At 64.9% G+C, this 20,778-nt stretch carries 21 protein-coding genes; 13 read left to right on the top strand and 8 right to left on the bottom strand.

The genetic code is table 11. The features are described from left to right. Positions 1 to 43: 43 nt before the first annotated feature. Both ACVWZM_RS14270 and ACVWZM_RS14265 read left to right on the top strand, forming a co-directional pair. Entirely contained in the window at positions 44 to 1,108 is a 1,065-nt protein-coding gene (locus ACVWZM_RS14270; protein ID WP_456853609.1) for an aromatic ring-hydroxylating dioxygenase subunit alpha, read from the top strand. A 279-nt stretch (positions 1,109 to 1,387) separates the two neighbouring features. Further along, positions 1,388 to 2,545 carry an alpha/beta fold hydrolase gene (locus ACVWZM_RS14265; protein ID WP_456853607.1) on the top strand — a complete coding sequence of 386 codons (1,158 nt, stop codon included), beginning with the start codon at positions 1,388 to 1,390 and terminating at the stop codon, positions 2,543 to 2,545. 76 nt (positions 2,546 to 2,621) lie between these two features. Here the strand turns inward: ACVWZM_RS14265 and ACVWZM_RS14260 are convergent, their stop codons facing one another. After that, positions 2,622 to 2,972 (bottom strand): RidA family protein, encoded by a 351-nt coding sequence (locus tag ACVWZM_RS14260; RefSeq protein ID WP_076832423.1) that lies wholly within the window; start codon positions 2,970 to 2,972, stop codon positions 2,622 to 2,624. A gap of 120 nt (positions 2,973 to 3,092) precedes the next feature. Beyond that, complete coding sequence (locus ACVWZM_RS14255) at positions 3,093 to 4,544, bottom strand: CDGSH iron-sulfur domain-containing protein (protein ID WP_456853605.1); 1,452 nt, start codon at positions 4,542 to 4,544, stop codon at positions 3,093 to 3,095. Positions 4,545 to 4,649: 105 nt separating this feature from the next. Here ACVWZM_RS14255 and ACVWZM_RS14250 point away from each other — a divergent pair, with 105 nt between their 5' ends. From ACVWZM_RS14250 to ACVWZM_RS14240, 3 genes are all read left to right on the top strand, one after another. Further along, complete coding sequence (locus ACVWZM_RS14250) at positions 4,650 to 4,997, top strand: winged helix-turn-helix transcriptional regulator (protein WP_456853603.1); 348 nt, start codon at positions 4,650 to 4,652, stop codon at positions 4,995 to 4,997. 192 nt (positions 4,998 to 5,189) lie between these two features. Further along, positions 5,190 to 6,506 (top strand): ISNCY family transposase, encoded by a 1,317-nt coding sequence (locus ACVWZM_RS14245; protein WP_456852136.1) that lies wholly within the window; start codon positions 5,190 to 5,192, stop codon positions 6,504 to 6,506. Positions 6,507 to 6,770: 264 nt separating this feature from the next. After that, positions 6,771 to 7,130, top strand: coding sequence for a hypothetical protein (locus tag ACVWZM_RS14240; protein WP_076832857.1), 360 nt, complete (start codon positions 6,771 to 6,773; stop codon positions 7,128 to 7,130). Positions 7,131 to 7,215: 85 nt separating this feature from the next. Here ACVWZM_RS14240 and ACVWZM_RS14235 read toward each other — a convergent pair whose 3' ends face one another. After that, positions 7,216 to 8,874 carry an FAD-binding dehydrogenase gene (locus ACVWZM_RS14235; RefSeq protein ID WP_456853601.1) on the bottom strand — a complete coding sequence of 553 codons (1,659 nt, stop codon included), beginning with the start codon at positions 8,872 to 8,874 and terminating at the stop codon, positions 7,216 to 7,218. 277 nt (positions 8,875 to 9,151) lie between these two features. Between ACVWZM_RS14235 and ACVWZM_RS14230 the strand changes: the two genes are divergently transcribed. The 5 genes from ACVWZM_RS14230 to ACVWZM_RS14210 all read left to right on the top strand — a co-directional run bounded on the left by ACVWZM_RS14230 (position 9,152) and on the right by ACVWZM_RS14210 (position 13,538). After that, positions 9,152 to 9,619, top strand: a complete 468-nt coding sequence (locus ACVWZM_RS14230; RefSeq protein ID WP_057016040.1) for a hypothetical protein — start codon at positions 9,152 to 9,154, stop codon at positions 9,617 to 9,619. A gap of 209 nt (positions 9,620 to 9,828) precedes the next feature. Then, positions 9,829 to 9,963: a hypothetical protein gene (locus ACVWZM_RS14225; RefSeq protein ID WP_276486903.1), complete on the top strand. Its 135-nt coding sequence runs from the start codon at positions 9,829 to 9,831 to the stop codon at positions 9,961 to 9,963. An 18-nt stretch (positions 9,964 to 9,981) separates the two neighbouring features. After that, positions 9,982 to 10,572, top strand: coding sequence for an SCO family protein (locus ACVWZM_RS14220; protein WP_057016042.1), 591 nt, complete (start codon positions 9,982 to 9,984; stop codon positions 10,570 to 10,572). A 91-nt stretch (positions 10,573 to 10,663) separates the two neighbouring features. Further along, entirely contained in the window at positions 10,664 to 11,716 is a 1,053-nt protein-coding gene (locus ACVWZM_RS14215; protein ID WP_253625090.1) for a transporter substrate-binding domain-containing protein, read from the top strand. A gap of 181 nt (positions 11,717 to 11,897) precedes the next feature. Further along, complete coding sequence (locus ACVWZM_RS14210; protein ID WP_456853598.1) at positions 11,898 to 13,538, top strand: lysine--tRNA ligase; 1,641 nt, start codon at positions 11,898 to 11,900, stop codon at positions 13,536 to 13,538. 12 nt (positions 13,539 to 13,550) lie between these two features. Here the strand turns inward: ACVWZM_RS14210 and ACVWZM_RS14205 are convergent, their stop codons facing one another. After that, positions 13,551 to 14,483: a 2-dehydropantoate 2-reductase gene (locus ACVWZM_RS14205; RefSeq protein ID WP_456853596.1), complete on the bottom strand. Its 933-nt coding sequence runs from the start codon at positions 14,481 to 14,483 to the stop codon at positions 13,551 to 13,553. 259 nt (positions 14,484 to 14,742) lie between these two features. Here ACVWZM_RS14205 and ACVWZM_RS14200 point away from each other — a divergent pair, with 259 nt between their 5' ends. After that, entirely contained in the window at positions 14,743 to 15,528 is a 786-nt protein-coding gene (locus ACVWZM_RS14200) for a class II aldolase/adducin family protein (RefSeq protein WP_225642150.1), read from the top strand. Positions 15,529 to 15,729: 201 nt separating this feature from the next. Here the strand turns inward: ACVWZM_RS14200 and ACVWZM_RS14195 are convergent, their stop codons facing one another. Then, on the bottom strand, positions 15,730 to 16,383 hold the full coding sequence (locus ACVWZM_RS14195; RefSeq protein WP_456853594.1) for a S24 family peptidase: 654 nt from the start codon (positions 16,381 to 16,383) through the stop codon (positions 15,730 to 15,732). A gap of 200 nt (positions 16,384 to 16,583) precedes the next feature. Between ACVWZM_RS14195 and ACVWZM_RS14190 the strand changes: the two genes are divergently transcribed. Beyond that, positions 16,584 to 16,928 (top strand): DUF952 domain-containing protein, encoded by a 345-nt coding sequence (locus ACVWZM_RS14190; RefSeq protein WP_028334591.1) that lies wholly within the window; start codon positions 16,584 to 16,586, stop codon positions 16,926 to 16,928. After that, complete coding sequence (locus tag ACVWZM_RS14185; RefSeq protein ID WP_456853592.1) at positions 16,925 to 18,022, top strand: quinone-dependent dihydroorotate dehydrogenase; 1,098 nt, start codon at positions 16,925 to 16,927, stop codon at positions 18,020 to 18,022. The genes ACVWZM_RS14190 and ACVWZM_RS14185 overlap by 4 nt, the downstream gene beginning before the upstream one ends. 234 nt (positions 18,023 to 18,256) lie before the next feature. Here the strand turns inward: ACVWZM_RS14185 and ACVWZM_RS14180 are convergent, their stop codons facing one another. The 3 genes from ACVWZM_RS14180 to ACVWZM_RS14170 form a co-directional block, all read right to left on the bottom strand. Beyond that, a complete protein-coding gene (locus ACVWZM_RS14180; RefSeq protein ID WP_456853590.1) occupies positions 18,257 to 19,582 on the bottom strand; it encodes an MATE family efflux transporter in 1,326 nt (441 codons plus the stop codon). Between the two features lie 113 nt (positions 19,583 to 19,695). Continuing rightward, the gene (locus ACVWZM_RS14175; RefSeq protein WP_168858460.1) at positions 19,696 to 20,430 is read right to left on the bottom strand and encodes an MBL fold metallo-hydrolase; all 735 of its coding nucleotides are present in this window, start codon (positions 20,428 to 20,430) and stop codon (positions 19,696 to 19,698) included. Positions 20,431 to 20,450: 20 nt separating this feature from the next. Next, complete coding sequence (locus ACVWZM_RS14170; protein ID WP_028334595.1) at positions 20,451 to 20,756, bottom strand: DUF6460 domain-containing protein; 306 nt, start codon at positions 20,754 to 20,756, stop codon at positions 20,451 to 20,453. Positions 20,757 to 20,778 lie beyond the last annotated feature (22 nt).

Raw genomic sequence — 20,778 nt, 5'->3', positions numbered from 1 at the left:
CACCTAACCTCGTCGCAACCAAATCTTGCATCGGGAGGGTGAGATGGCTGACGACGGAATTTTCCTGCGCAACACCTGGTACGTGGCGGCGTGGAATCACGAACTGATCGACGGCAAGATGGTCGCGCGCACCATCCTGGAACGGCCGATCGTGCTCTATCGCGGGTCGAGCGGCAAAGTCGTCGCGCTGGACGACCGCTGCTGTCATCGCGCCGCGCCGCTTTCGATGGGACGCATCGAGGGCGACGACATCAGGTGCATGTACCACGGCATGAAGTTCGCTGCCGACGGCAAATGCATCCAGATTCCCGGCCAGGACACGATCCCCGCGAAGCTCGGCGTGCGCAGCTATCCCGTGGTCGAGCGCTACAATTTGATCTTCATCTGGACCGGCGATCCGGAGAAGGCCGATCCGAAACTGATCCTCGACTATCCGCCGCTCGAGGATCCCAGATGGCGCGGCCTGCCGGGTTACATGCACTACAAGGCCAATTGGCTCCTGATTGTCGACAACCTCAGCGACTTCGCGCATCTCGCCTTCGTGCACACCAACACGCTCGGCGGCTCCGAGGAATACGCCTACAAGACCAAGCCGGTCGCGATCGAGAAGCTGGACGACGGTTTCCGTGTCGAGCGCTGGCACATGGGCGCCGAGCCGCCGCCCTACCACAAGAAGGTGATCTCGAACAAAACCGACAAGATCGACCGCCGCAATATCGGCCGCATGATCGTGCCCGGCATCTTCACGCTCGACACCACGTTTGCGCCGGCGGGGCAGGGCGTCGAGAAGGGCGTCCAGGTTCCGGGCACGCGGTCGTATCGCAACGCGCAGTTCATGACGCCGGAGACGCGCTCGACCACGCACTTCTTCTGGAATTATCTGCACGATTTCGACATCGACAATCCGAACATTGCGCTGTCGCTGCGGCACAGCCTCGAGGAAGGGTTCAACGAGGACAAGGATATCATCGAGGCGCAGCAGCGCGTGTTCGACGCCGATCCGGACTATCAGCTGCTCGCGATCGGCGCCGATGCCCCGCTGACCTATTTCCGCTGGCTGTTCGCGCGCAAGCTCGAGGCGGAGAAGGGCACGGCACGCGCCGCCTAGAGCATGATCCGGAAAAGTGTGAAGCGGTTTTCCGAAAAGATCGTGCTCAAACAAGGAGCTAAAGCGCGATGATGATTCAACCCAATCTCATCGCGCTTTAGTCCGTTGCAACTACGGACGTTTGCTGCTTGGCAGCAAGCGGCGCCGGGGTCGCGAGATCGTGACATCCCGGCGTGGCTGCCGCTCCAGCCGGTTTGGCGTAAACTGATCCGACCTGAATTTGTCGGCGTGAAGGTGACCCGCGTTGGCCAGACCATCCCGGTAGCGATCAATCGGTGAATGAGCTTGCCCGAAAAGACGGATCGATCGGATCGAAGTGCGAGCACCGGCTGGGCGCAGGACGCCTGGCTATGGCCGTTTGAAGCCGCGCGATTGGCGCTGGACATATACTCGCAGTGGTACCCTAACCGTCCGCCCGAGCCCACGGATTCGCCGGGCGAAGCGGCGGCGCTGCCCTGGACGACAGCCCATTCGGTCGCGCTTCAGCTGCCGTCGATGTGCCTGCTGGATTTCTCGAGAGCGGCCGAAGGCCGGCCGCTGCTGGTCTGCGCGCCCTATGCGCTGCATCGCGCGCAGATTGCGGATCTTGCCCCCGGCCACAGCCTGATGGAGGCGTTGCAGAAGGCCGGCGTTGCGCGTCTCTATCTCACGGATTGGCGCTCGGCGGCACCGGAGATGCGATATTTCTCGATCGACACCTTTCTGTCCGATCTCAACGTGGCCGTCGACACGATCGGGCCGCCGGTCGACCTTGCAGGTCTCTGTCAGGGCGGCTGGCTGTCGTTGCTCTATGCGGCGCGCTTTCCCGGCAAGGTACGGCGGCTTGTGCTTGCCGGCAGCCCGGTCGACGTCTCGGTACCGTCGGAGCTTTCCCGGATGGTCGCCTCGCTTCCATCGCAAGGCTTCGAGGCGCTGGTCCGTCAGGGGGATGGGATCATCAGCGGCAAGCACATGCTGCAGGCCTGGAGCATCCCGTTCACCATGCGTGACGCGGAAGCGGCGCTGCAGAGGCGGCTCGACCGCAATTCGGAGGATGCGCGGGCGTTGCTCGATCGCTTCACGCGCTGGAATGACGAGACGCTCGATCTGCCGGGCACCTACTACCTCGAAGTGACCGACTGGATCTTTCGCCAGAACCGGATCGCGGCTGGAGACTTCGTTGCGCTTGGCTGCAAGGTCGATCTCGCTGCCGTGAAGCAGCCCGTCTTCCTGCTCGCCGCAGAGAACGACATCGTTGTTCCGCCCGACCAGGCATTTGCGACAGCGCGGCTCTTGGCCACGCCGCCCGCGTGGCTGCAATGCCATACCGAGCCGTGTGGTCACCTCGGACTGTTCATGGGCTGCAAGGCTCTCGCCGGTTCATGGCGCCGGATTGCCCGCTGGCTTCAGTCCGATCTCGGTGAGGCTGCGGGCGAGCGAGCGCGGATCAGCGCGTGAGTGCTAGATGAAAATGCCCCGAATTGCGCTTTGCAATCCGGGGCATCCGGTATCCTTTGGATGACGTGCGTCGCGTCTATTTCGCCGCGACAACCATGATCTCGACATTGTACTGCGGCGCCGCCAGCTTGGCCTCGACGGTGGCGCGGGCCGGGGTGTTGCCCTGCGAGACCCAGCCGTCCCACACCGCGTTCATTTCCGGGAACGTCTTCATGTCGGTGATGTAGATCGTCGCGCTGAGCAGCTTCGACTTGTCGGTGCCGGCCTTGGCGAGGTGGCCGTCGATGATCGCCAGGATGTCCTTGGTCTGGTCGGTGACGCTGCCGCCCGCGGCCTTGCCGGCGACGACGCCGGCGAGATAGACGGTGTTGCCGTGCACGACGGCCTGGCTCATGCGCGGGCCGGTTTCGAAACGCTGAATGCTCATTTGGGTCTCCACTGAATGGCGGGCACTGTCTAACCTGCCAGAGCGAGCGCCGCCACTGCACAATTTGCAGCGCCGTTCACCGAAATCGCTCGAAATTGCTCCGAGATCGGCTCGGCGCAATCAGGTCGGCGGATTCTGCCCATTCGCCCAGCGCGCGAACAGTGCCACTCGCTCGGCCGGCCAGGCGCGATCGCAGGGCATGGTCCCGGCCTTGAGCCGTGCCAGGATTTGTTGGCAGTGCCTGGCGACATCCGCCTCGTTCCAGAGATCGAAGGCGAACAGCATCGAACTGCGGTCCATCGGCCGGAACAACGGCCGGATGTGCTGCTCGAACTGCACGGCCTCGTCGGGACCGGGGAGTGCCACGCTGATCTCGTTCGCGGCCTGCGCATCGCTCGCCGTTGCGGACGGCCGCGCAGCGGGCGTTGCGTTGCAGACCCACCACCATCGCGGCACCGGCATGTTCGGCGGCGGTGTCGCGCCGGCGCCGGAATTCTCCACCGCGATGCGCGAGCCCCATTCGATATAGGCGACGAAGGCGGCGCGGAATTCCGGATCGCTCGGTAAGCCGGCATCGTCGGCGCTCTGCACCATGTAGGTCGCCCACAATGCGCGCTGCTCCGGCCGGATCTCCTTGCCGATATGCTGCGACACCATCCGCCGATAGCCGCCATAGCGCTCGGCGTAGAAGCGTGGGCCGCCGAACACCTCGCTGAGCCACGCCGCCACCCGCTCGGGATGGTCCGGCGACATCTCGGCGAACAGCGGGCCGAGCAGCGGATCTTCCGGCACGTAACGGCTGTAGAAGATGCGCGTCATGTCGAGCAGCGCCGGATAGCCGCCGGCCCATTCGAACAGCGTCGGCTCGCGCATCGGATCGGGAACGGGATCGCGAAATGCGACGCTCCAGTGCATGCCGCTGCAAAACGGCTTGTTCAGCGACGCGCCGCAGCGGCACAGGCTGGCATGCTCTTGCGACGCGCCCGCGTTCTGTGTGATCGGCGCGCCATCCTCATCGACCAGTTCGACATCGCCGGTGAGGCGATAAGGGCCGTCCTTCGACACTTCGATCTGCGGCGGCCGGCTGACGTCGGACAGGCTGGCGTCACGCTTGGGGCCGATACCGATGCCAAGCGCGCCCGACGGGCATCTGCGCACTGCGTTGAGGAGGTCGTCGAGGCGCGCCCCGCTGGCTGCGATGAAAGGCTGCTCGCCGAGACGAAACACCGAGTTAAGGCGGTCGGTGCAGAAGCCGGAATGTGCGCAGGTGCCGCGATTGTCGAACACGAACGCCTGCTGCCCGGCATAAACGTCGAGCCTGTCCGGTGCGCGCCGCGGATCCCCGGCGTCGGTGAAGCCGCGCGCGACGTGGCTGTCGTCGCAGAACGGCCTGGTCTGCGACTGTCCGCACCGGCAGAGCCGCACCGGGGCCTCTGTTGCGATCGGCACGCCGAGATGATCGACGATCGGAATGCCGGGCCCCGGTTCGTAGGGCCCGTTGCGTCTGACGACGATGCGCTTGCGCGGCTGTTGCTTGTCGCTTGGACCTTGGGCGGAATTGTCGTCTGTCATGCCTTGCAATGATCCCTGAACTCGCCCAACCCGTGCAATGCGTGCTTAGATGGATCGATGGCGGCTCTCAACGAACCAGATGGAAAGTGCCGCGGGAGAGTTGCAATGATCCGCAAGACCAAGCGCAAATATGGTTGCCCGGTCGAGTTCTCGATCGATCAGCTCAGCGGCAAATGGAAGACGGTGATCCTGAGCCGGCTCAAGGTCCGGCCGATGCGCTATGGCGAATTGCGCCACGACATCCCGCAGCTCAGCGACAAGGTGTTGACCGAGCGCCTGCGCGATCTCTGCAATTCAGGCTTCGTCAGGCAGGAGCGCGGCGGCGGCTCCTCGCGCTATTGCCTGACCAAGCGCGGCGAGATGCTGAAGCCGATGCTGCAGGAACTCTACGATTGGGGCGAAGCCAACGCCGATACGTTCGGCGTCCGCTTCCTCAGCGCGGAGGCGGACTAGAGCAGGAATGCGCAATTTCGGAATATTAGAATAATACCCCTGAGTTGCCGGACGTGTCAAGTTGTCTGGTCGAACGTGTCAGTAGCTCGTGATCTGTCGCCTGTTTGTAGCTCGTGAAGTGTCGTGTTTTCGGTGCTCCGGAACAAGGGGGGCACGATGGGCACGGCATCCATTCACGAGGGTGTACGACGGATGCGGTTTTCAGATTTGCTGGATCGGACGGAGGCGAAGGAACTGACGCAGGAGGCAGCTTCGGAGGTTCTTGGGATCAGTGTTCGGACGTTTCAACGCTGGGCGGAGCGCTATGAGGCGGAGGGCGACGACGGGCTTGTCGACCGCCGGCTGGGGCGTCGTTCGCCACGGCGGGCGCCGGAGGAGGAGCTGGAACGGATGCTTGCGCTGTACCGGGACAAGTACGCGGACTTCACGGTGAAGCACTTCCACGAGCAGATGCAAAAGCGGCACGACTATGTGCTGGGCTATACGGTGACGAAGCTGGCGCTGCACGCGGCGGGGCTGGTGCGGAAGGCTCCGAAGCGTTCGGCGCACCGCAAGAAGCGGCCGCGGCGGCCGCTTCGGGGCATGCTGCTGCACCAGGACGGATCGCGCCACGTTTGGATCGAAGGCCTGCCCGCGAGGGACCTGATCGTCACGATGGACGATGCGACCAGCGAGATCTACTCGATGGTGCTGGTCGAGGAAGAAGGAACGGCCTCGACCTTCCAGGCCTTGCGCGAAGTGATTGGCGAGCATGGCCTGTTCTGCGCGCTCTACACCGACCGCGGCAGCCATTATTTCCTGACCCCAAAAGCTGGCGAGAAGGTCTCGAAGACGCAACAAACCCAGGTGGGACGGGCTTTGTCGCATCTTGGGATCGAGCATATCGCAGCCTATTCGCCGCAGGCGCGCGGGCGCTCCGAGCGGGTGTTCGGCACCTTGCAGGACCGGCTGCCGAAGGAGCTGCGGCTTGCCGGGATCACGACGGTTGAGGCTGCCAACGCGTGGCTGAAGGCGCATTACATCCCCGGGCACAACGCCGCGTTTGCGATCAAGCCCGAACAGGAAGGCACGGCATTCGTGGCCGACCGGCATGAGGCCTGGCGCGAGGCGCTGTGCGTGATCGAGGAGCGAACCGTCGCCAACGACAATACCGTTGCATGGAACGGTCGGCGGCTGCAGTTGCCGCAGAGCCGGCTCAGACCTCACTTCGTCAAGGCCTTGGTGCGGCTCCATGAGTATCCCGATGGCACCGTCAGCGTGTTCCTTGGACCGCATCGATTGGCGAGGTTTGCGCCTGACGGACAGCAGATCAGCCCCGACGCGCTTCAGCCTGGCGGCGTGCTCGGAGCCGTCAAGGACAAGCCCTGGCGGGCGCGCAAGCGCGCGTCCTTGACCGCTCCTGCGCGCGCCGCCGTCGAGAAAGCGCGGGTCGGGACGGAGAAACGGGCTTCAAGTCGAACAAAGAAACTCACCCACAGGGCTAAAACCGCCACAACAGCCGTGGCATGATCAATCAGGGAAAGCCGTCCCCGCCTTCCGGCTCCCCTGCAAATCAGACACGAAGGCGACAGATCACGAGCTACAAAAACACGACATCTTCACCCGCTACGGACAGTTGTCTGGTCGAACGCTGGCTACCGCCGGCTACTTTGCATGGGGTTGTTTTCGATATTTTGGCAGCGCCCCTGCGACGAACGGATTTCCGGCCGGAACCTTAAGCGAGGAGAGTGCGTTCTCGCGGGATGTTGGGGGCAATCAACACAAGGAATGCTCATGCACATCCGTATCTCTACGGCATCCGTCATCGTTGCGGCGCTCTCGCTTGGAACACCTGCCTGGGCGCAGGTGCAGGGAACGCAACCGAAGGCGATGCCGCAGGCTCAATCTGACCAGCCCAATGCCATCCGGAGCATACAGGTCGTGGACATCAAGGAACTCAAGCCCGACGCCCGGTCGAAGGTCGAGGCTGTCGTGGCAAAGGCAAGCGAAGACGACCTGCGGAACCTTCGCGGTTCCATCGACGCGTCTGAAGAAGCGGTATCCGCGCTGAAGGCGAAGGGCCTCAGCTCGGCACAAGTTGTCGCGGTCAATCTCACCAACGGCATCCTGACGCTTTTCACCAAGACGGCCTGATCGCAACACGGCTCGGGGAACTTCCGCTGAAAAGCCCGCCGGTTCACGCCGGCGGGCCAACGACTGGATCTCGGAGTAGCACGCCTCAGTTCACCGCCTTCGCCGCCGCACGTCCCGCGTTGCGGCCCGAGAACAGGCAACCGCCGAGGAACGTGCCTTCCAGCGAGCGATAGCCGTGCACGCCGCCGCCGCCGAAGCCGGCGGCTTCGCCAGCCGCGTAGAGGCCGCGGATGATCTGGTGATCGTTGCTGAACACGCGCGACTCGAGATCAGTCTCGAACCCGCCGAGCGTCTTGCGCGTGAGGATGTTGAGCTTCACCGCGATCAGCGGGCCGTGCTCGGGATCGAGGATCCGGTGCGGCTTCGCGGTGCGGACCAATTTGTCGCCGATATAGCGCCGCGCATTGTGCAGGTTCATGACCTGCGCATCCTTGACGTAGGGGTTGGTGATCTCGCGGTCGCGCGCCTCGACCTGCGCCTTGATGGCGTCGAGCTGCAACAGATCGTTGCCTGCGAGCTTGTTCATGGCATCGACGAGATCGGCGAGATTGTCGCGCACGATGAAGTCGGCGCCGTGCTGCTTGAACGCCTCCACCGGCGCCGGCGCGCCCTTGTTGGTGGCGCGCTTGATCGTCATGCGCCAGCTCTTGCCGGTGAGGTCGGGGTTCTGCTCGGAGCCGGACAGCGCGAACTCCTTCTTGATGATGCTCTGGGTCAGGATGAACCACGAATAATCGTAGCCGGTGCCCATGATGTAGTGCAGTTGCCCGAGCGTGTCGGAGCCCGGGAACAGCGGCGCTGGCAGCCGCTTGCCCGTCGCGTCGAACCACAGCGACGACGGACCCGGCAGGATCCGGATGCCGTGACGCGGCCAGATCGGGTTCCAGTTCCGGATGCCCTCGACATAGTGCCACATGCGGTCGCGGTTGATCAGCCGGCCGCCCGCCGCCTCGGTGATGCCGATCATGCGGCCGTCGACATGTTCGGGCACGCCGGAGATCATGAATTTGGGCGGCTCGCCGAGCCGCTTCGGCCAGTTCTGCCGCACCAGATCATGATTGCCGCCGATGCCGCCGGACGCGACGATTACCGCAGGCGCACGGAAGGAAAAATCGCCGACGGCGTTGCGCGAGGAACTCTTGCCGCGCTGGACCGAGCTCGGTTCCAGGATCGCGCCGCTGACGCCGTCGACCACACCGTTGGTGACACTGAGCGCATCGACGCGGTGGCGGAACTTGAACACCAGCCGTCCGCTTTTCGCGGCTTCGCGCGCGCGGCGTTCGAACGGCTCGACGATGCCGGGTCCGGTGCCCCAGGTGACGTGGAAGCGCGGCACCGAATTGCCATGGCCCATCGCGTCGTAACCGCCGCGCTCGGCCCAGCCGACCACCGGGAAGATGCGATGGCCCATGGCACGCAGCCAGTCGCGCTTCTCGCCCGCAGCGAATGCGACATAGGCCTCGGCCCATTTGCGCGGCCAGTAATCCTCTTCGCGATCGAAACCGGCGGTGCCCATCCAGTCCTGTAATGCGAGCTCGACCGAATCCTTGATGCCGAGCCGGCGCTGCTCCGGCGAATCGACCAGGAACAGGCCGCCAAACGACCAGAAGGCCTGGCCGCCGATGCTTTGTTCCCCTTCCTGGTCGAGCACGATGACGCGCTTGCCTGCGTCGGCGATCTCGGTTGCGGCCACGAGACCGGCAAGCCCCGCGCCAATCACGATCACATCTGCATCGTCAGCCATGTTCAGGTCCCCGTCCTGCCGAGATTCAAGACCGCCTCATTGAGTGCGGTCAACGCCAAATGGACCTTGCCTGTGGCGGCGGAGCACCAAGCACGTGCGCCGCGTTGTTCCAGTTTGGGACCTTTCCCCAGTCCCACTGCAGCGTGCGCGCAACACCCAATTTGAATTTGTTTTGACCGGCTTCGCTCGTCTGGACAAAAATACGCGCGCGCAACACGCTCACGATTGTCTTGCATCACAGACCAAACAGATTCGGTTTCGACTGGGGCTGGCCAAAATGAAGTTGATGACGGGGTTGCTCGCTGCGGTTCTCCTGCTGGCGGGAATGGGGGTGTCTCAAGCTGTAGTCAGGATCGCCGACGATCGCGGCGGCAAGATCGGCGTCTATGTCGACAGGTATCAGGACCTGCGGACTTCGGGCGAGACGGTCATCATCGACGGGCTGTGTGCCTCGGCCTGCACCATCGTGCTCGGCAAGGTTCCTCACGACCGGATCTGTGTGACCTCGCACGCCAGCCTCGGCTTCCACGCAGCCTGGGATTACGGCGATAACGGCCGTCCGGTCCCCAATCCCGAAGCCACCCATATGCTGTACCTGATGTATCCGCCGGCGGTACGCAGATGGATTTCGGGGCGTGGTGGCCTGACCCGGCGCATGATCTTCCTGCGCGGCAAGCAACTGCAGGCGCTGTACAAGCCGTGCTATCTCAACGCCCAGGCCTCGGCGCCGAAGCCCGCGCACTAAGCTCCGGCTGCTTCTCTGTTTGACCCTCGTCGGCCATTGGCCTCGGCAGACGCCAGGGCATGAACGCGCCGGCACCGGATTAGCTCGCCATCATTTGACGGCCTGCGGGCGCCATTGCGCTTGCTGCCTGCCGGAACCCGGCTTATCTCAGCCTCATGGTTCAGCCGATCTCCACCCGATCCGAGCTCGTAACGGCTCCACAGACCCGGGTGGCGTCTGCGATCCTGTGGGGTGCGGCCGGTATCGGCGGATTGGCCCTGCTTGCCGCTGCCGCGCTCTGGTTCCACTACGGGACCGCGGTGTTTTTCGAAATGATCACGGCCGGCATCTCCGCCTGCTTCTGACAAGGACGCCCTCGCATCATGCCCCGGACCACGCGCCCATTGGTGATCTTCGCTGCCTTCGCGGGCAGTCTGGCGGTCGGCCTGTTCCTCATGCTGTGGGCGATCGGCGGCTTGCGCACCGTTGCCGCGCCGGCCGCGATCGGCGGGGCGTTCCAGCTCACCGACCAGTCCGGCCAGACCGTTACCGACAAGAACCTCCAGGGCAAGCCGACCCTGATTTTCTTCGGATTCACCCATTGCCCGGACATCTGCCCGACCTCGCTGTTCGAGATCTCGGAGGTCCTGAAGGCGATGGGCAAGGACGCCGATCGCGTGAATGCCTATTTCGTCTCGGTCGATCCGGAACGCGACACCGCCACCGCAATGAAGGATTACCTGTCGAGCTTCGATCCGCACCTCAAGGGCCTGACCGGCGATCCCGCCGCGATCGCCAAGGTCCTGTCGAGCTATCGTGTCTACGCCAAGAAAGTGCCGCTGAAGGATGGCGACTACACGATGGACCACACCGCGCTGATCTATCTGATGGACCGCGACGGTCATTTCGTCGCGCCGTTCAATCTGAAACGGACGCCGGAAGAAGCGGCGGCCGATCTCAAACGGTACCTCTGATCGCCATTTCCGGTTCAGAATTAACCCAATCGGCGCTCGCTTCAGGCGCCGATTCGGCTATAAGCCGTTCAATTTCCTGAAATTGCCGGTTATGCCAAATCCGCCTGTCCAGCCCTTTGCCGTCCGTTCGCGCCAGCTTCGCCTGGCCGCGGGCATGATCGCGGCCGCCTTGCTGGCCTTGGCGTACCCTGCAATTGCACAGACACCCCCCGCACAGGCGCCGGCAGCCAAGACGGCTCCTGCTCCGGCTCCGCCCACCAAGGCGGCCCCCGCACAAGCGACACCTTCGGCGCCGGCTGCACCGCAGGCAGCGCCTGCGGCCCCCGCGGCAACCCAGGCGGCCCCGACCCTGCCGCCCAAGGCCGCCGCCGAGGCCGCGCCGCAGGCGGTGCCGGGTTTCTGGGACCCGCGGCGCCGGCCGGACCGCCCGGACCTGTCGCGCCTCACCGTGATCCGCTTTCTGACCGAGACCGACTATCCGCCGTTCAATTTCACCGGTCCCGACGGCAATCCGGCCGGTTTCAACGTCGACCTGGCGCGCGCGCTCTGCGACGAGATCAAGGTCACCTGCACCATCCAGATGCGCCGCTTCGAGACCCTGATCGATGCCCTGGCGACCAACCGGGGCGACGCCATCATCGCGTCGATGGCCGTGACGCCGCAGCTGCGCGCCAAGGTCGATTTCACCGATCCCTATTACCGCGCGCCGGCCCGCTTCGTGTCGCGCCGTGACAACGCGATGCCGGAAATCCGCCCGGAATATCTCGAGGGCAAGAAGGTCGGCGTCATCGCCGGGACCTCGCACGAGGCCTACCTCAAGGCGATGTTCACCGACGCCGAGATCCATTCCTATCCGGATAACGACGCGCTGCGCGCGGCGCTGCGTCGCGGCGAGGTTGACTTCATCTTCGGCGATGCGATCTCGCTCGCGTTCTGGATCAACGGCACCGATTCCGCCGAATGCTGCGCCTTTGCCGGCGGCCCCTTTGTCGAGAGCCGCTATTTCGGCGAGGGCGTCGGCATCGCCGTCCGCAAGGGCAACGACCTGCTCCGGCAGTCGCTGAACTGGGCGCTGTTCCGGATCTGGGAAAAAGGCCGCTTCACCGATCTGTGGCTGCGCTATTTCTCGGTCAGCCCGTTCTGAGTTCGTCATTCCGGGATGGTCCGTAGGACCAGACCTCAGGGGTGCAATTGCACCCCGGGGAATCTCGAGATTCCGGGTCCGATGCTGCGCATCGCCCCGGAATGACGACAAACGTCCCGTCGTTTTGCATTTTGCCGCGAAAGCGTTAGTTTTCGCGGCCTTTTTGGAGAGAACCTGAGGAATGTCCGTGATTGATCCTTCTGCCAGCCCGAGCGACCTGCGGGCGCTCGCCGAACAATCCAACGCCTGGCCGTTCGAGCAGGCGAAAGCGATTGTGGCGCGGCTGAAGAAAAATCCCAAGGACGAGGTGCTGTTCGAGACCGGCTACGGCCCGTCGGGCCTGCCGCATATCGGCACGTTCGGCGAAGTCGCGCGCACCACGATGGTGCGCCACGCCTTCCGCGTGCTCACCGAGGACAAGATCAAGACGCGCCTGCTCGCCTTCTCCGACGACATGGACGGCCTGCGCAAGGTGCCGGACAACGTGCCGAACAAGGAGCTGCTGGAGCAGCATCTCGGCAAGCCGCTGACCAAGGTGCCCGATCCGTTCGGTACCCATCCGAGCTTCGGCCAGCACAACAATGCGCGGCTGCGCGCCTTTCTCGACCAGTTCGGCTTCGACTACGAGTTCGCGAGCTCGACCGAGTACTACACCTCCGGCCGATTCGATGCCGCGCTGCTGCGCATGCTGGAGCGGATCGAGAAGGTGATGGCGATCATGCTGCCGTCGCTGCGCGAGGAGCGGGCGGCAAGCTACTCGCCGTTCCTGCCGATCTGTCCGCGCACCGGCCTTGTGCTCTACGTGCCGGTGACGGCGCATGACGCCAAGGCCGGCACGATCTCGTATGAAGACCCCGAAAGCAAGGAGACCGTCACGGTTCCTGTCACCGGCGGCCGCTGCAAGCTGCAATGGAAGCCGGACTGGGCGATGCGCTGGTACGCGCTCGGCGTCGACTATGAAATGGCCGGCAAGGACCTGATCGACTCGGTGAAGCTGTCGGGCAAGATCTGCTCGGCGCTCGGCGGCACGCCGCCGGAAGGTTTCAACTACGAACTGTTCCTCGACGAGAAGGGCCAGAAGATCTCGAAGTCGAAGGGCAACGGCCTGACCATCGACGAATGGCTGCGTTATGCCTCGCCGGAATCGCTGTCGCTGTTCATGTATCGCGAGCCCAAGGCGGCGAAGCGGCTCTATTTCGACGTCATCCCGCGCAATGTCGACGACTACCAGCAATTCCTCGACGGCTTCACGCGGCAGGAAGCGCGGCAGCAGCTGCAGAATCCGGTCTGGCACATCCATTCCGGCAAGCCGCCGCAGGCCGACATGCCGGTCACCTTCCAGCTGCTGCTGACGCTGGTGTCGTCGTCGAACGCGGAGAATGCCGAGACGCTGTGGGGTTTCATCGGCCGTTATCGTCCGGGCGTGACGCCGCAGACCCATCCGAAGTTAGATGCGATGGTCGGCTACGCCATCAACTACTATCGCGACTTCGTGGCGCCGACCAAGCAGTTCCGCGAGCCGACCGACGGAGAGCGCGCCGCGCTGCAGGATCTGCGCGATGCGCTCGCCAACATGCCGGCGAACGCGACCGCGGAAGACATCCAGAACGTGGTCTATGAGATCGGCCGCCGCGAGCCGTTCCTCGACATGGTCAGGAAGGGCAAGGACGGCCGTCCCGGCGTCTCGCTCGACTGGTTCAACATGCTCTACCAGGTGCTGCTCGGCCAGGAGAAGGGCCCGCGCTTCGGCTCCTTCGTCGCGGTCTACGGCGTGCAGAACGCGGTCAACATGATCGACGGCGCGCTGGCGCGGTCGTCGTAGGGATCGCGCCGCTCATCGCCGCTCGGCCTGCGCCGCGTCGCGCAGGCCGTCGCTGGTGGCGCGCAACAGCGTCAGCAGCAGGCCGTTGAGCGGCGTCGGCACGCCGTGCCGTTCGCCGGCCGCGACGATCGCGCCGGTGAGAGCGTCGGCTTCGAACGGGCGTCCCGCGACACGATCGAAATACATCGAGGTGCCGGCGTCCGGCGGATAGGTCAACAACGTCGCCAGCATCAGCTCGGCCTCGTCGGGCGCGAGCTGTGCGCCGTCGGCGCGGCCGACATTCGCGGCCTCCTCGAGGATGGCGCGGCACAACGCCCTGACGTCCGCGCGGCGGAACACCGCCTGCCGCTGCAAGGTGAGCGCGGTGATCGGATTGGCGACCGCGTTGAGCAGAAGCTTGCGCCACGCCCGCGTGGTGAAATCGGCGGAGCGCCGCACGCGCATCGCCGTGCCATCCAGCAGCGCTTCGAACGCGCGCCCGTCTGTGTCATCGGCAACCGCGAATTCATGCTCGCCGGCGCGGCGGAAACGGACGCGATCCGGCGCCAGCCGCTCGCCGTTGTAATAGACGATGGTCGGCACGACCGTGGCGGCGCCGACCAATGGCGCCAGCCGCTCCGCGTGGCCGATGCCGTTCTGCAGCACCGCGACGCGCGTCCGCGGCCCGCACAGCCTTTGCAGCCAGGGCGCGCTCGACGTCGTGTCCTGCGCCTTGGTCGACAACAACACCCAGTCGACCGGCGTAGCCGCTGCCGGATCGGTGAGGGCGCGCAGCGGCACTTCCACCGTGCCCTCCGCCCGCTCGACCGTGAGCCGATCGAGCGGCCGCCGGACACAGGCGATCACGTCATGCTTGTCGACCGCGCGCAGCAGGCCGGCGATGATGCCGCCGATGCTGCCGAGGCCGACGATGGCGATGGTCTTGCGGTCGGATGGTCCTGTCATTGCGTAACTCTGGGCTTTGCGGAGTGTGTTACGTTGGGCTGGAAAGTGCAGGCCGCTCATGTGGCTTTCCGCCGCAGCCAACGAAGCCGCCGATCCGCGGTCTTCGCAGCGCATCATCACATAATGACGCCGAGCCCGCAAAATTCGGATAGCAGGCATCGGCAATTTCACCGGAGCCTGGCGCCGGATTGCGCTACACTTGTATCCATAAAATCAGCACGGCCTCCGCCGAGAGGCCGGCACAGACGGGAGCATGCGCATGCAGTTCAGGGTTTCGCCGACATCGCTGCAGGACAGTTCGAGCGCCGAGGAATGGCAGGCGCGGGTCGATCTCGCGGCGGCGCATCGGCTCGCCTACATCCACGGCTTTTCGGAAGGTATCTTCAACCACCTCACCTTGGTGGTGCCCGGCCGCACCGACCGCTACTACCAGATCCCGTTCGGCATGCACTGGTCGGAGGTGACAGCATCCTCCTTCATGGAGGTCGGCATCGACGATGCCGAGGTGAAGCGCGGCGAGGGTGAGGTCGAGCGCTCCTGCTATTGCATCCATGCGCCGATCCACAAGGCGCTGCCGCAGGCCAAGGCGGTGTTCCACACCCACATGCCCTATGCGAGCGCGCTGACGCGGCTCGAGGATCCGCGGATCAAGGAGATCGGCCAGACCGAGGTCGGGCTGTCGGAGGCGATTGCCTATGACGATCTCTACACCGGCCCCGCGCTTGATCCAGAGGAAGGCGCGCGGCTCGCCAGGGTGATCGGCAACAAGACCATCCTGTTCATGGCCAATCACGGCATCTCGACCGTCGGCGAGACGGTCGCCGATGCCTATGACCGGCTCTATTACATCGAGCGCGCCGCACAGGTGCAGATCTACGCGATGTGGACCCAGCAGCCGCTCAAGCAATTGCCGCAGCATGTGGTGGAGAAGACCAAGCGCGATTTCCGCGACGACCATCTCTACAACGGCCCGTCCCCGGCGCAGCGGCATTTCGATGCGCTGAAGCGGATGCTGGATCGCAAGGAACCGGACTACGCGACGTAATTCGTGTCAAACTCCACCGTCGCCCCTGCGAAACAGATCGTGCAACATATTCGCTGTCGTCCCGGCGAAGGCCGGGACCCATTACCACAGGGTTGGGTTGTTAGGGCAGGCTGTGGCCCCAGCGTGCGTAAGCGCAATCAGCGGTGGTTATGGGTCCCGGCCTACGCCGGGACGACGATGGTGGCGACTGAATCGCCGCGGCTACTGGCTCGCCCACACCACGCGTGCGATCCACGCGACTTCCTCGGCATCGAGCATGCGGTCGGGGTGCTCCGGATTGAGCGATGCGAGTTCGAGCATCTTGGCGGTGCGGCGTCTCAATTCTTTCACCATCACCTCGCCGCCGGTCGTGCGCACCACCACGCGGTCGCCGCGGCGGATCGCGGTCGCGGGTGACACCACGATGATGTCACCTTCGCGATAGGCCGGCTTCATCGAGTCGCCCTCGATCTCCAGCGCATAGGCGTGTTCGTCTGATGTCGCCGGTAGCGCCACTTCGTCCCAGCCCTTGCCGGCGGGAAAGCCGCTGTCGTCGAAATAGCCGCCGGCTCCGGCCTGCGCGAAGCCGATCAGCGGCACCGACTGTCCGCCGCGCGCGCCATCGCCGAGCAACTGCACGAAGGTCTCCATGCTGGCATTGCTCGCGGCCAGCGCCTTGGAGAGCGATTCGGTCGAAGGCCAGCGCTCGCGCCCGTCGCCGGTCACGCGCTTGGATTTGTTGAAGGTGGTGGGGTCGAGGCCGGACTGTTTGGCAAGGCCCGACGGCGACAGGCCGGAGCGTTCGGCGAGCCGGTCGAGCGCGGCCCAGACCTGCGCGTGGGTCAGCGGTCGGGTGGCTTTGGGCTGTTTGGCCATCGAGGGTATCCCGGATGGTAGGAATTATTGCCTGAAACTTGGCGTTTTCGCAAATCTGTCGGCCGATGTGCCCCGGCACCGCTTGAGTTGCGCCGGCGCCGCCGATACGGTCCCTCGCTCGCCAGATGGCGTCTGGGGCATTTCCCCTCAAATCCGGATAAAACCCCAAGGGACTCAAGGACAAAAGGGAAGGCCGGCCCGTGCCGATGATCTACAAAATCACCCCCGCTTCGGCCTGGCGCGAGGCTGAGCGGCAGGGCGTGTACCGGGGCAGTGCCGACGACAAACGCGACGGCTTCATCCATTTTTCCACCGCCTCCCAGGTGGCCGAGACCGCGCGCAAGCACTACCACGGGCAAACCGGCCTGTTCCTGGTCGCGGTCGATGCCGATGCGCTGGGCGATGCCCTGCGCTGGGAGCGGTCGCGCAATGACGAGCTGTTCCCGCATCTCTATGGCGAGCTCGACCTCGGCGCCGTCACCGAGATCCTCGACCTGCGCGCGCGCTCCGACGGTGGCCACGACGTTCCGGAGCTCAAGCCGTGATCCGTGCCTTCGACGCCTTTTCGCTGCCGCTGCTGCGTTGGTTCGATCCCGAGGATGCCCATCGCATGGCGATCCAGGGCCTGAAGCTGCTGCCGCCGATCCGGCAGCGGCCGGATGATCCCAAGCTCGCGGTGCGCGCCTTCGGACTCAACTTTCCAAATCCGATCGGCATGGCGGCGGGCTTTGACAAGAGCGCGGAGGTGCCCGACGCGCTGCTGCGGCTCGGCTTCGGCTTTGTCGAGATCGGCTCGGTGACGCCGAAGCCGCAAGGCGGCAACCCGCGGCCGCGGCTGTTTCGCCTGGAGCGCGACGAGGCCGTCATCAACCGCATGGGCTTCAACAATGACGGCGCGGAGGTCGTGCTGCGGCGGCTCGCCGCGCGCGCCAGCGTCGGCGGCATCGTCGGGGTCAATGTCGGGGCCAACAAGGATTCGCCCGACCGCGCCACCGATTATGTGAAGCTGATCGAGACGTTTGCGCCGGTCGCCAGCTATTTCACCGTCAATGTCTCCTCGCCGAACACGCCGGGCCTGCGCAATCTGCAGCAATCGGCGGCGCTCGACGATCTGCTGGCGCGGGTCATCGACACCCGCGAGCGCGTGCGCAAGAACGCCGGCGACTCGCCGGTCCTGCTCAAGATCGCGCCGGATCTGAGTCTGGCCGAGCTCGACGACGTCGTGCACATCGCCCGCTCGCGGCGCGTCGACGGCATGATCGTCGCCAACACCACGCTGGCGCGTCCCTCGACCTTGCGCGAGGAGAATCGCGCCAAGGAGCAGGGTGGCCTATCGGGCCGTCCGCTGTTTCGGCTGTCGACGCGGATGGTGGCCGAGACGTATGTCCGTGTCGAAGGCGCGTTTCCGCTGATCGGCGTCGGCGGCATCGATAGCGGCGGCGCGGCACTGACCAAGATCCGCGCCGGGGCCAGCCTGATCCAGCTCTATTCCTCGCTGGTCTACAAGGGCCTCGGCCTCGTCGACGACATCAAGCGCGATCTGTCCTCGACCCTGCTGCGCACCGGCCGCGACTCGCTGTCGGAAATCGTCGGCGCCGATGCTGCGACGATTACGGCCGAGGACTGGCCGGTGAGGTAGTTGTCCGTCGCCCGGATGAAGCGAAATCCGGCTGCGCCCTAACCTCCCCTTGAAAAGGGGAGGTCGCTTTGCTCGCCAGAGCAAAGCGGGTGGGGATCAGCTCTCTCCATGAGCTGCGTCGCCTGCGGCTGACCCCCATCCCGACCTTGCCCGGATGAAGCGAAGCGCAATCCGGGACGGACTTCCCGCGGATGCAGACCCCGGATTTCGCTTCGCTGCATCCGGGTTACGGACTTACGCCGTCTTGAACGTCTTCCTGAGCAGCGCCGGATAGCGCAGGCCCTGCAGGCCGCCGCGCGCGACGTAGAAGCCGAGCAGCGCGATCCACAGGCCGGTGTTGCCGAACGAGCTGAGCGCCCACCAGGTGGCGAGGAAGATCGCAAGCGAGGCCAGCATCAGATTGCGCATCTCGCGCGCCCAGGTGGCGCCGACATAGATGCCGTCGAAGCCGAACGCGAACACGCCGGGCAGGGGTGCCAGGATCACGAACGGCAGGAACTCGCGCGCATAGCGGCGCACGTCGTCGCTGGTCGTCATCAGATCGATCAGCGCCGGTCCGAACAGCGCGAACAGCACCGACACCGCCAGCGCAAAGCCGATGCCCCACAGCAACACCAGCCGGGTCGAATCGGAAAAGCCGCGTGGATCGCGCGCGCCGAAGGCGCGGCCGCACAGCTGTTGGGCGGCATTGGCGAGACCGTCGAGGAAGAAGGCGCTGACCAGCAGGAAATTGTTCAGCACCGAATTCGCCGCCAGCGTCACGTCGCCTTCGCGCGCGCCCTTGGCGGTGAAAAACAGGAACACGACGATCAGCGCCGCGGTGCGGACCATGATGTCGCGATTGACCGCCAGCATGCGCATCAGCTTGGCGCGGTCGAACAGCGTCGCCGCGGGAACGGCGAAGCCGCCTTGCGAGATCCGCCACGCCACCACGATGCCGGCGGCGAAACCGGCGGTCTCGGCGAGCACGGCGGCGATCGCGGCACCGGCAATGCCGGCGCCGTAGACCTGCACCAGCAGCACGGTCGCGGCCATGTTGATCAAATTGATCACGATCTGCAGCGCCAGCGCCAGATTGGCGCGGGCCTGGCCGACCAGCCAGCCGAGGATGACGTAATTGGCGAGCGCCAGCGGCGCCGACCAGATCCGGATCATGAAATAGGCTTTGGCCGCGCGCGTGACGCCGTCGCTGCCGCCCATCAGCTGGAACGTGACCGCGGCGAGCGGCACCTGCAGCGCGATCAGCGCCGCGCCGATCAGGCCGGCGACGATGAAGCCGCGCACCAGGATGGCGGCATATTCCTTGATCTCGCCGGCGCCTTGCGCCTGCGCGGTGAAGGCCAGCGTGCTCATGCGCAGGAAGGCGAACAGCCAGAACAGGCAGTCGAAGATCACCGAGGCCATCGCCACGCCGCCGAGCAGCGCGGCATCGTCGAGGCGGCCGATCGCGGTGGTCGAGACGATGCCGATCAGCGGCGTGGTCAGGTTGGCGACCATCGCGGGGCCGGCGATGGTGAACACCTGGCGCGTCGTGATCTTGGGGTGGACGGGTGCGTGCATGGCTACAGTTGCAAGGAATATACGCTTCTATCGCGACATCCGTCGCGCGGCCATGCCGGAATTGTTCTCAGAGCAATGCGATGGCGGAGGGGCAGCCGACAAGGCGTGCATGGTCAGAACACCACGACCATGCCGTCGCTTGCCGCCGTGTAGGGCAGGTGGTCGACGCGGCCGAGCATGTCGTCGCTCATATGGGTCAGGACCACGCGCCTGGCGTTGATGGCCGGCAGATGCGCTTCCAGCGTCTTCAGGCTGAGATGGTTCTTGACCATCTTGTCGTAGGTATAGGCCTCGGCGATGAAGAGGTCGGCGTCCCGCGCCGCCGGGATCAGCGCGTCGGTCCATTCGGTGTCGGCGCTGTAGCTGATGATGCGGCCTTCCGCCTCGACGCGGTACGCGAGGAACGGCCCGCCGGACTCGCCATGCACGACAGGGTAGGGCGTCACGGTCACCTCGCCGAAGCTGCGCGTTTCGCGCGGCGCCAGCGTAACGACGGATAGATCGAAGCGTTGTTTGGTTTTGGAGGAATGCTCGAACATCACCTCCATCACCGCAGGCAGTTTCGTTTCGATGCCTTCGGGCCCTGCGATCACCAGCGGCCGGGTGCGGCGGGAGAACTGCGCGTCGAGCAGGAAGAACGGCAGGCCGGCAAAATGGTCGCCATGGAAATGCGTGATCAGGATCAGGTCGATCGCGTCGCGGTCGATCTCGAGCCGCTTCATCGCCGGCAGCGATGAGGCACCGCAATCGATCAGGAAATTGCTGCGCGCACTGCTGACGTGGAAACAGGTGTTGAAGCGGCCGCCGGAGCCGAATGCATCGCCGCAGCCGACAAATCGCAATTGCATCGGCTGCGAACTCCCTGAGATCAGCGGCCGCGCGGCGCGCCGAACAGCCGCGACAACAGCCAGATCGGAATCACGATGACGGCGCCGAGCAGGAAGTAGCGCCAGGCCCAGTTGATCGCATCGAAGCCGAAATCCCAGATGCTCTGGAACAGCCTGCGGATGCTGTTGAGGATGTTCCATGGATCGAGGCCGATCGCGGCGAGCACGACACCGACCAGAATCGACAGCAAAATCAACCGGAACGCCACAGAGAGCGGCGATCCGCCGAGAAAGCGGTACAGGCCGTCACTCCGGCCGGCCGGCAAGTCCCGGATGTCGTTTGGCATTGCTGCCTCCAATAGCGTTTTC

The organism is Bradyrhizobium sp. USDA 4501 (genome assembly GCF_054062115.1).
Note: the sequence above shows the minus strand (reverse complement) of the source record. Positions and strands in the feature narration are given on the sequence as shown.

Coding starts and splice junctions, on each gene's coding strand:
- ACVWZM_RS14170 (WP_028334595.1), bottom strand. CDS start 20,756: ATGCCAAACGACATCCGGGACTTGCCGGCCGGCCGGAGTGACGGCCTG.
- ACVWZM_RS14270 (WP_456853609.1), top strand. CDS start 44: ATGGCTGACGACGGAATTTTCCTGCGCAACACCTGGTACGTGGCGGCG.
- ACVWZM_RS14200 (WP_225642150.1), top strand. CDS start 14,743: ATGCAGTTCAGGGTTTCGCCGACATCGCTGCAGGACAGTTCGAGCGCC.
- ACVWZM_RS14215 (WP_253625090.1), top strand. CDS start 10,664: ATGCCAAATCCGCCTGTCCAGCCCTTTGCCGTCCGTTCGCGCCAGCTT.
- ACVWZM_RS14220 (WP_057016042.1), top strand. CDS start 9,982: ATGCCCCGGACCACGCGCCCATTGGTGATCTTCGCTGCCTTCGCGGGC.
- ACVWZM_RS14180 (WP_456853590.1), bottom strand. CDS start 19,582: ATGCACGCACCCGTCCACCCCAAGATCACGACGCGCCAGGTGTTCACC.
- ACVWZM_RS14175 (WP_168858460.1), bottom strand. CDS start 20,430: ATGCAATTGCGATTTGTCGGCTGCGGCGATGCATTCGGCTCCGGCGGC.
- ACVWZM_RS14265 (WP_456853607.1), top strand. CDS start 1,388: ATGAGCTTGCCCGAAAAGACGGATCGATCGGATCGAAGTGCGAGCACC.
- ACVWZM_RS14205 (WP_456853596.1), bottom strand. CDS start 14,483: ATGACAGGACCATCCGACCGCAAGACCATCGCCATCGTCGGCCTCGGC.
- ACVWZM_RS14210 (WP_456853598.1), top strand. CDS start 11,898: ATGTCCGTGATTGATCCTTCTGCCAGCCCGAGCGACCTGCGGGCGCTC.
- ACVWZM_RS14240 (WP_076832857.1), top strand. CDS start 6,771: ATGCACATCCGTATCTCTACGGCATCCGTCATCGTTGCGGCGCTCTCG.
- ACVWZM_RS14245 (WP_456852136.1), top strand. CDS start 5,190: ATGCGGTTTTCAGATTTGCTGGATCGGACGGAGGCGAAGGAACTGACG.
- ACVWZM_RS14260 (WP_076832423.1), bottom strand. CDS start 2,972: ATGAGCATTCAGCGTTTCGAAACCGGCCCGCGCATGAGCCAGGCCGTC.
- ACVWZM_RS14255 (WP_456853605.1), bottom strand. CDS start 4,544: ATGACAGACGACAATTCCGCCCAAGGTCCAAGCGACAAGCAACAGCCG.
- ACVWZM_RS14230 (WP_057016040.1), top strand. CDS start 9,152: ATGAAGTTGATGACGGGGTTGCTCGCTGCGGTTCTCCTGCTGGCGGGA.
- ACVWZM_RS14195 (WP_456853594.1), bottom strand. CDS start 16,383: ATGGCCAAACAGCCCAAAGCCACCCGACCGCTGACCCACGCGCAGGTC.
- ACVWZM_RS14235 (WP_456853601.1), bottom strand. CDS start 8,874: ATGGCTGACGATGCAGATGTGATCGTGATTGGCGCGGGGCTTGCCGGT.
- ACVWZM_RS14250 (WP_456853603.1), top strand. CDS start 4,650: ATGATCCGCAAGACCAAGCGCAAATATGGTTGCCCGGTCGAGTTCTCG.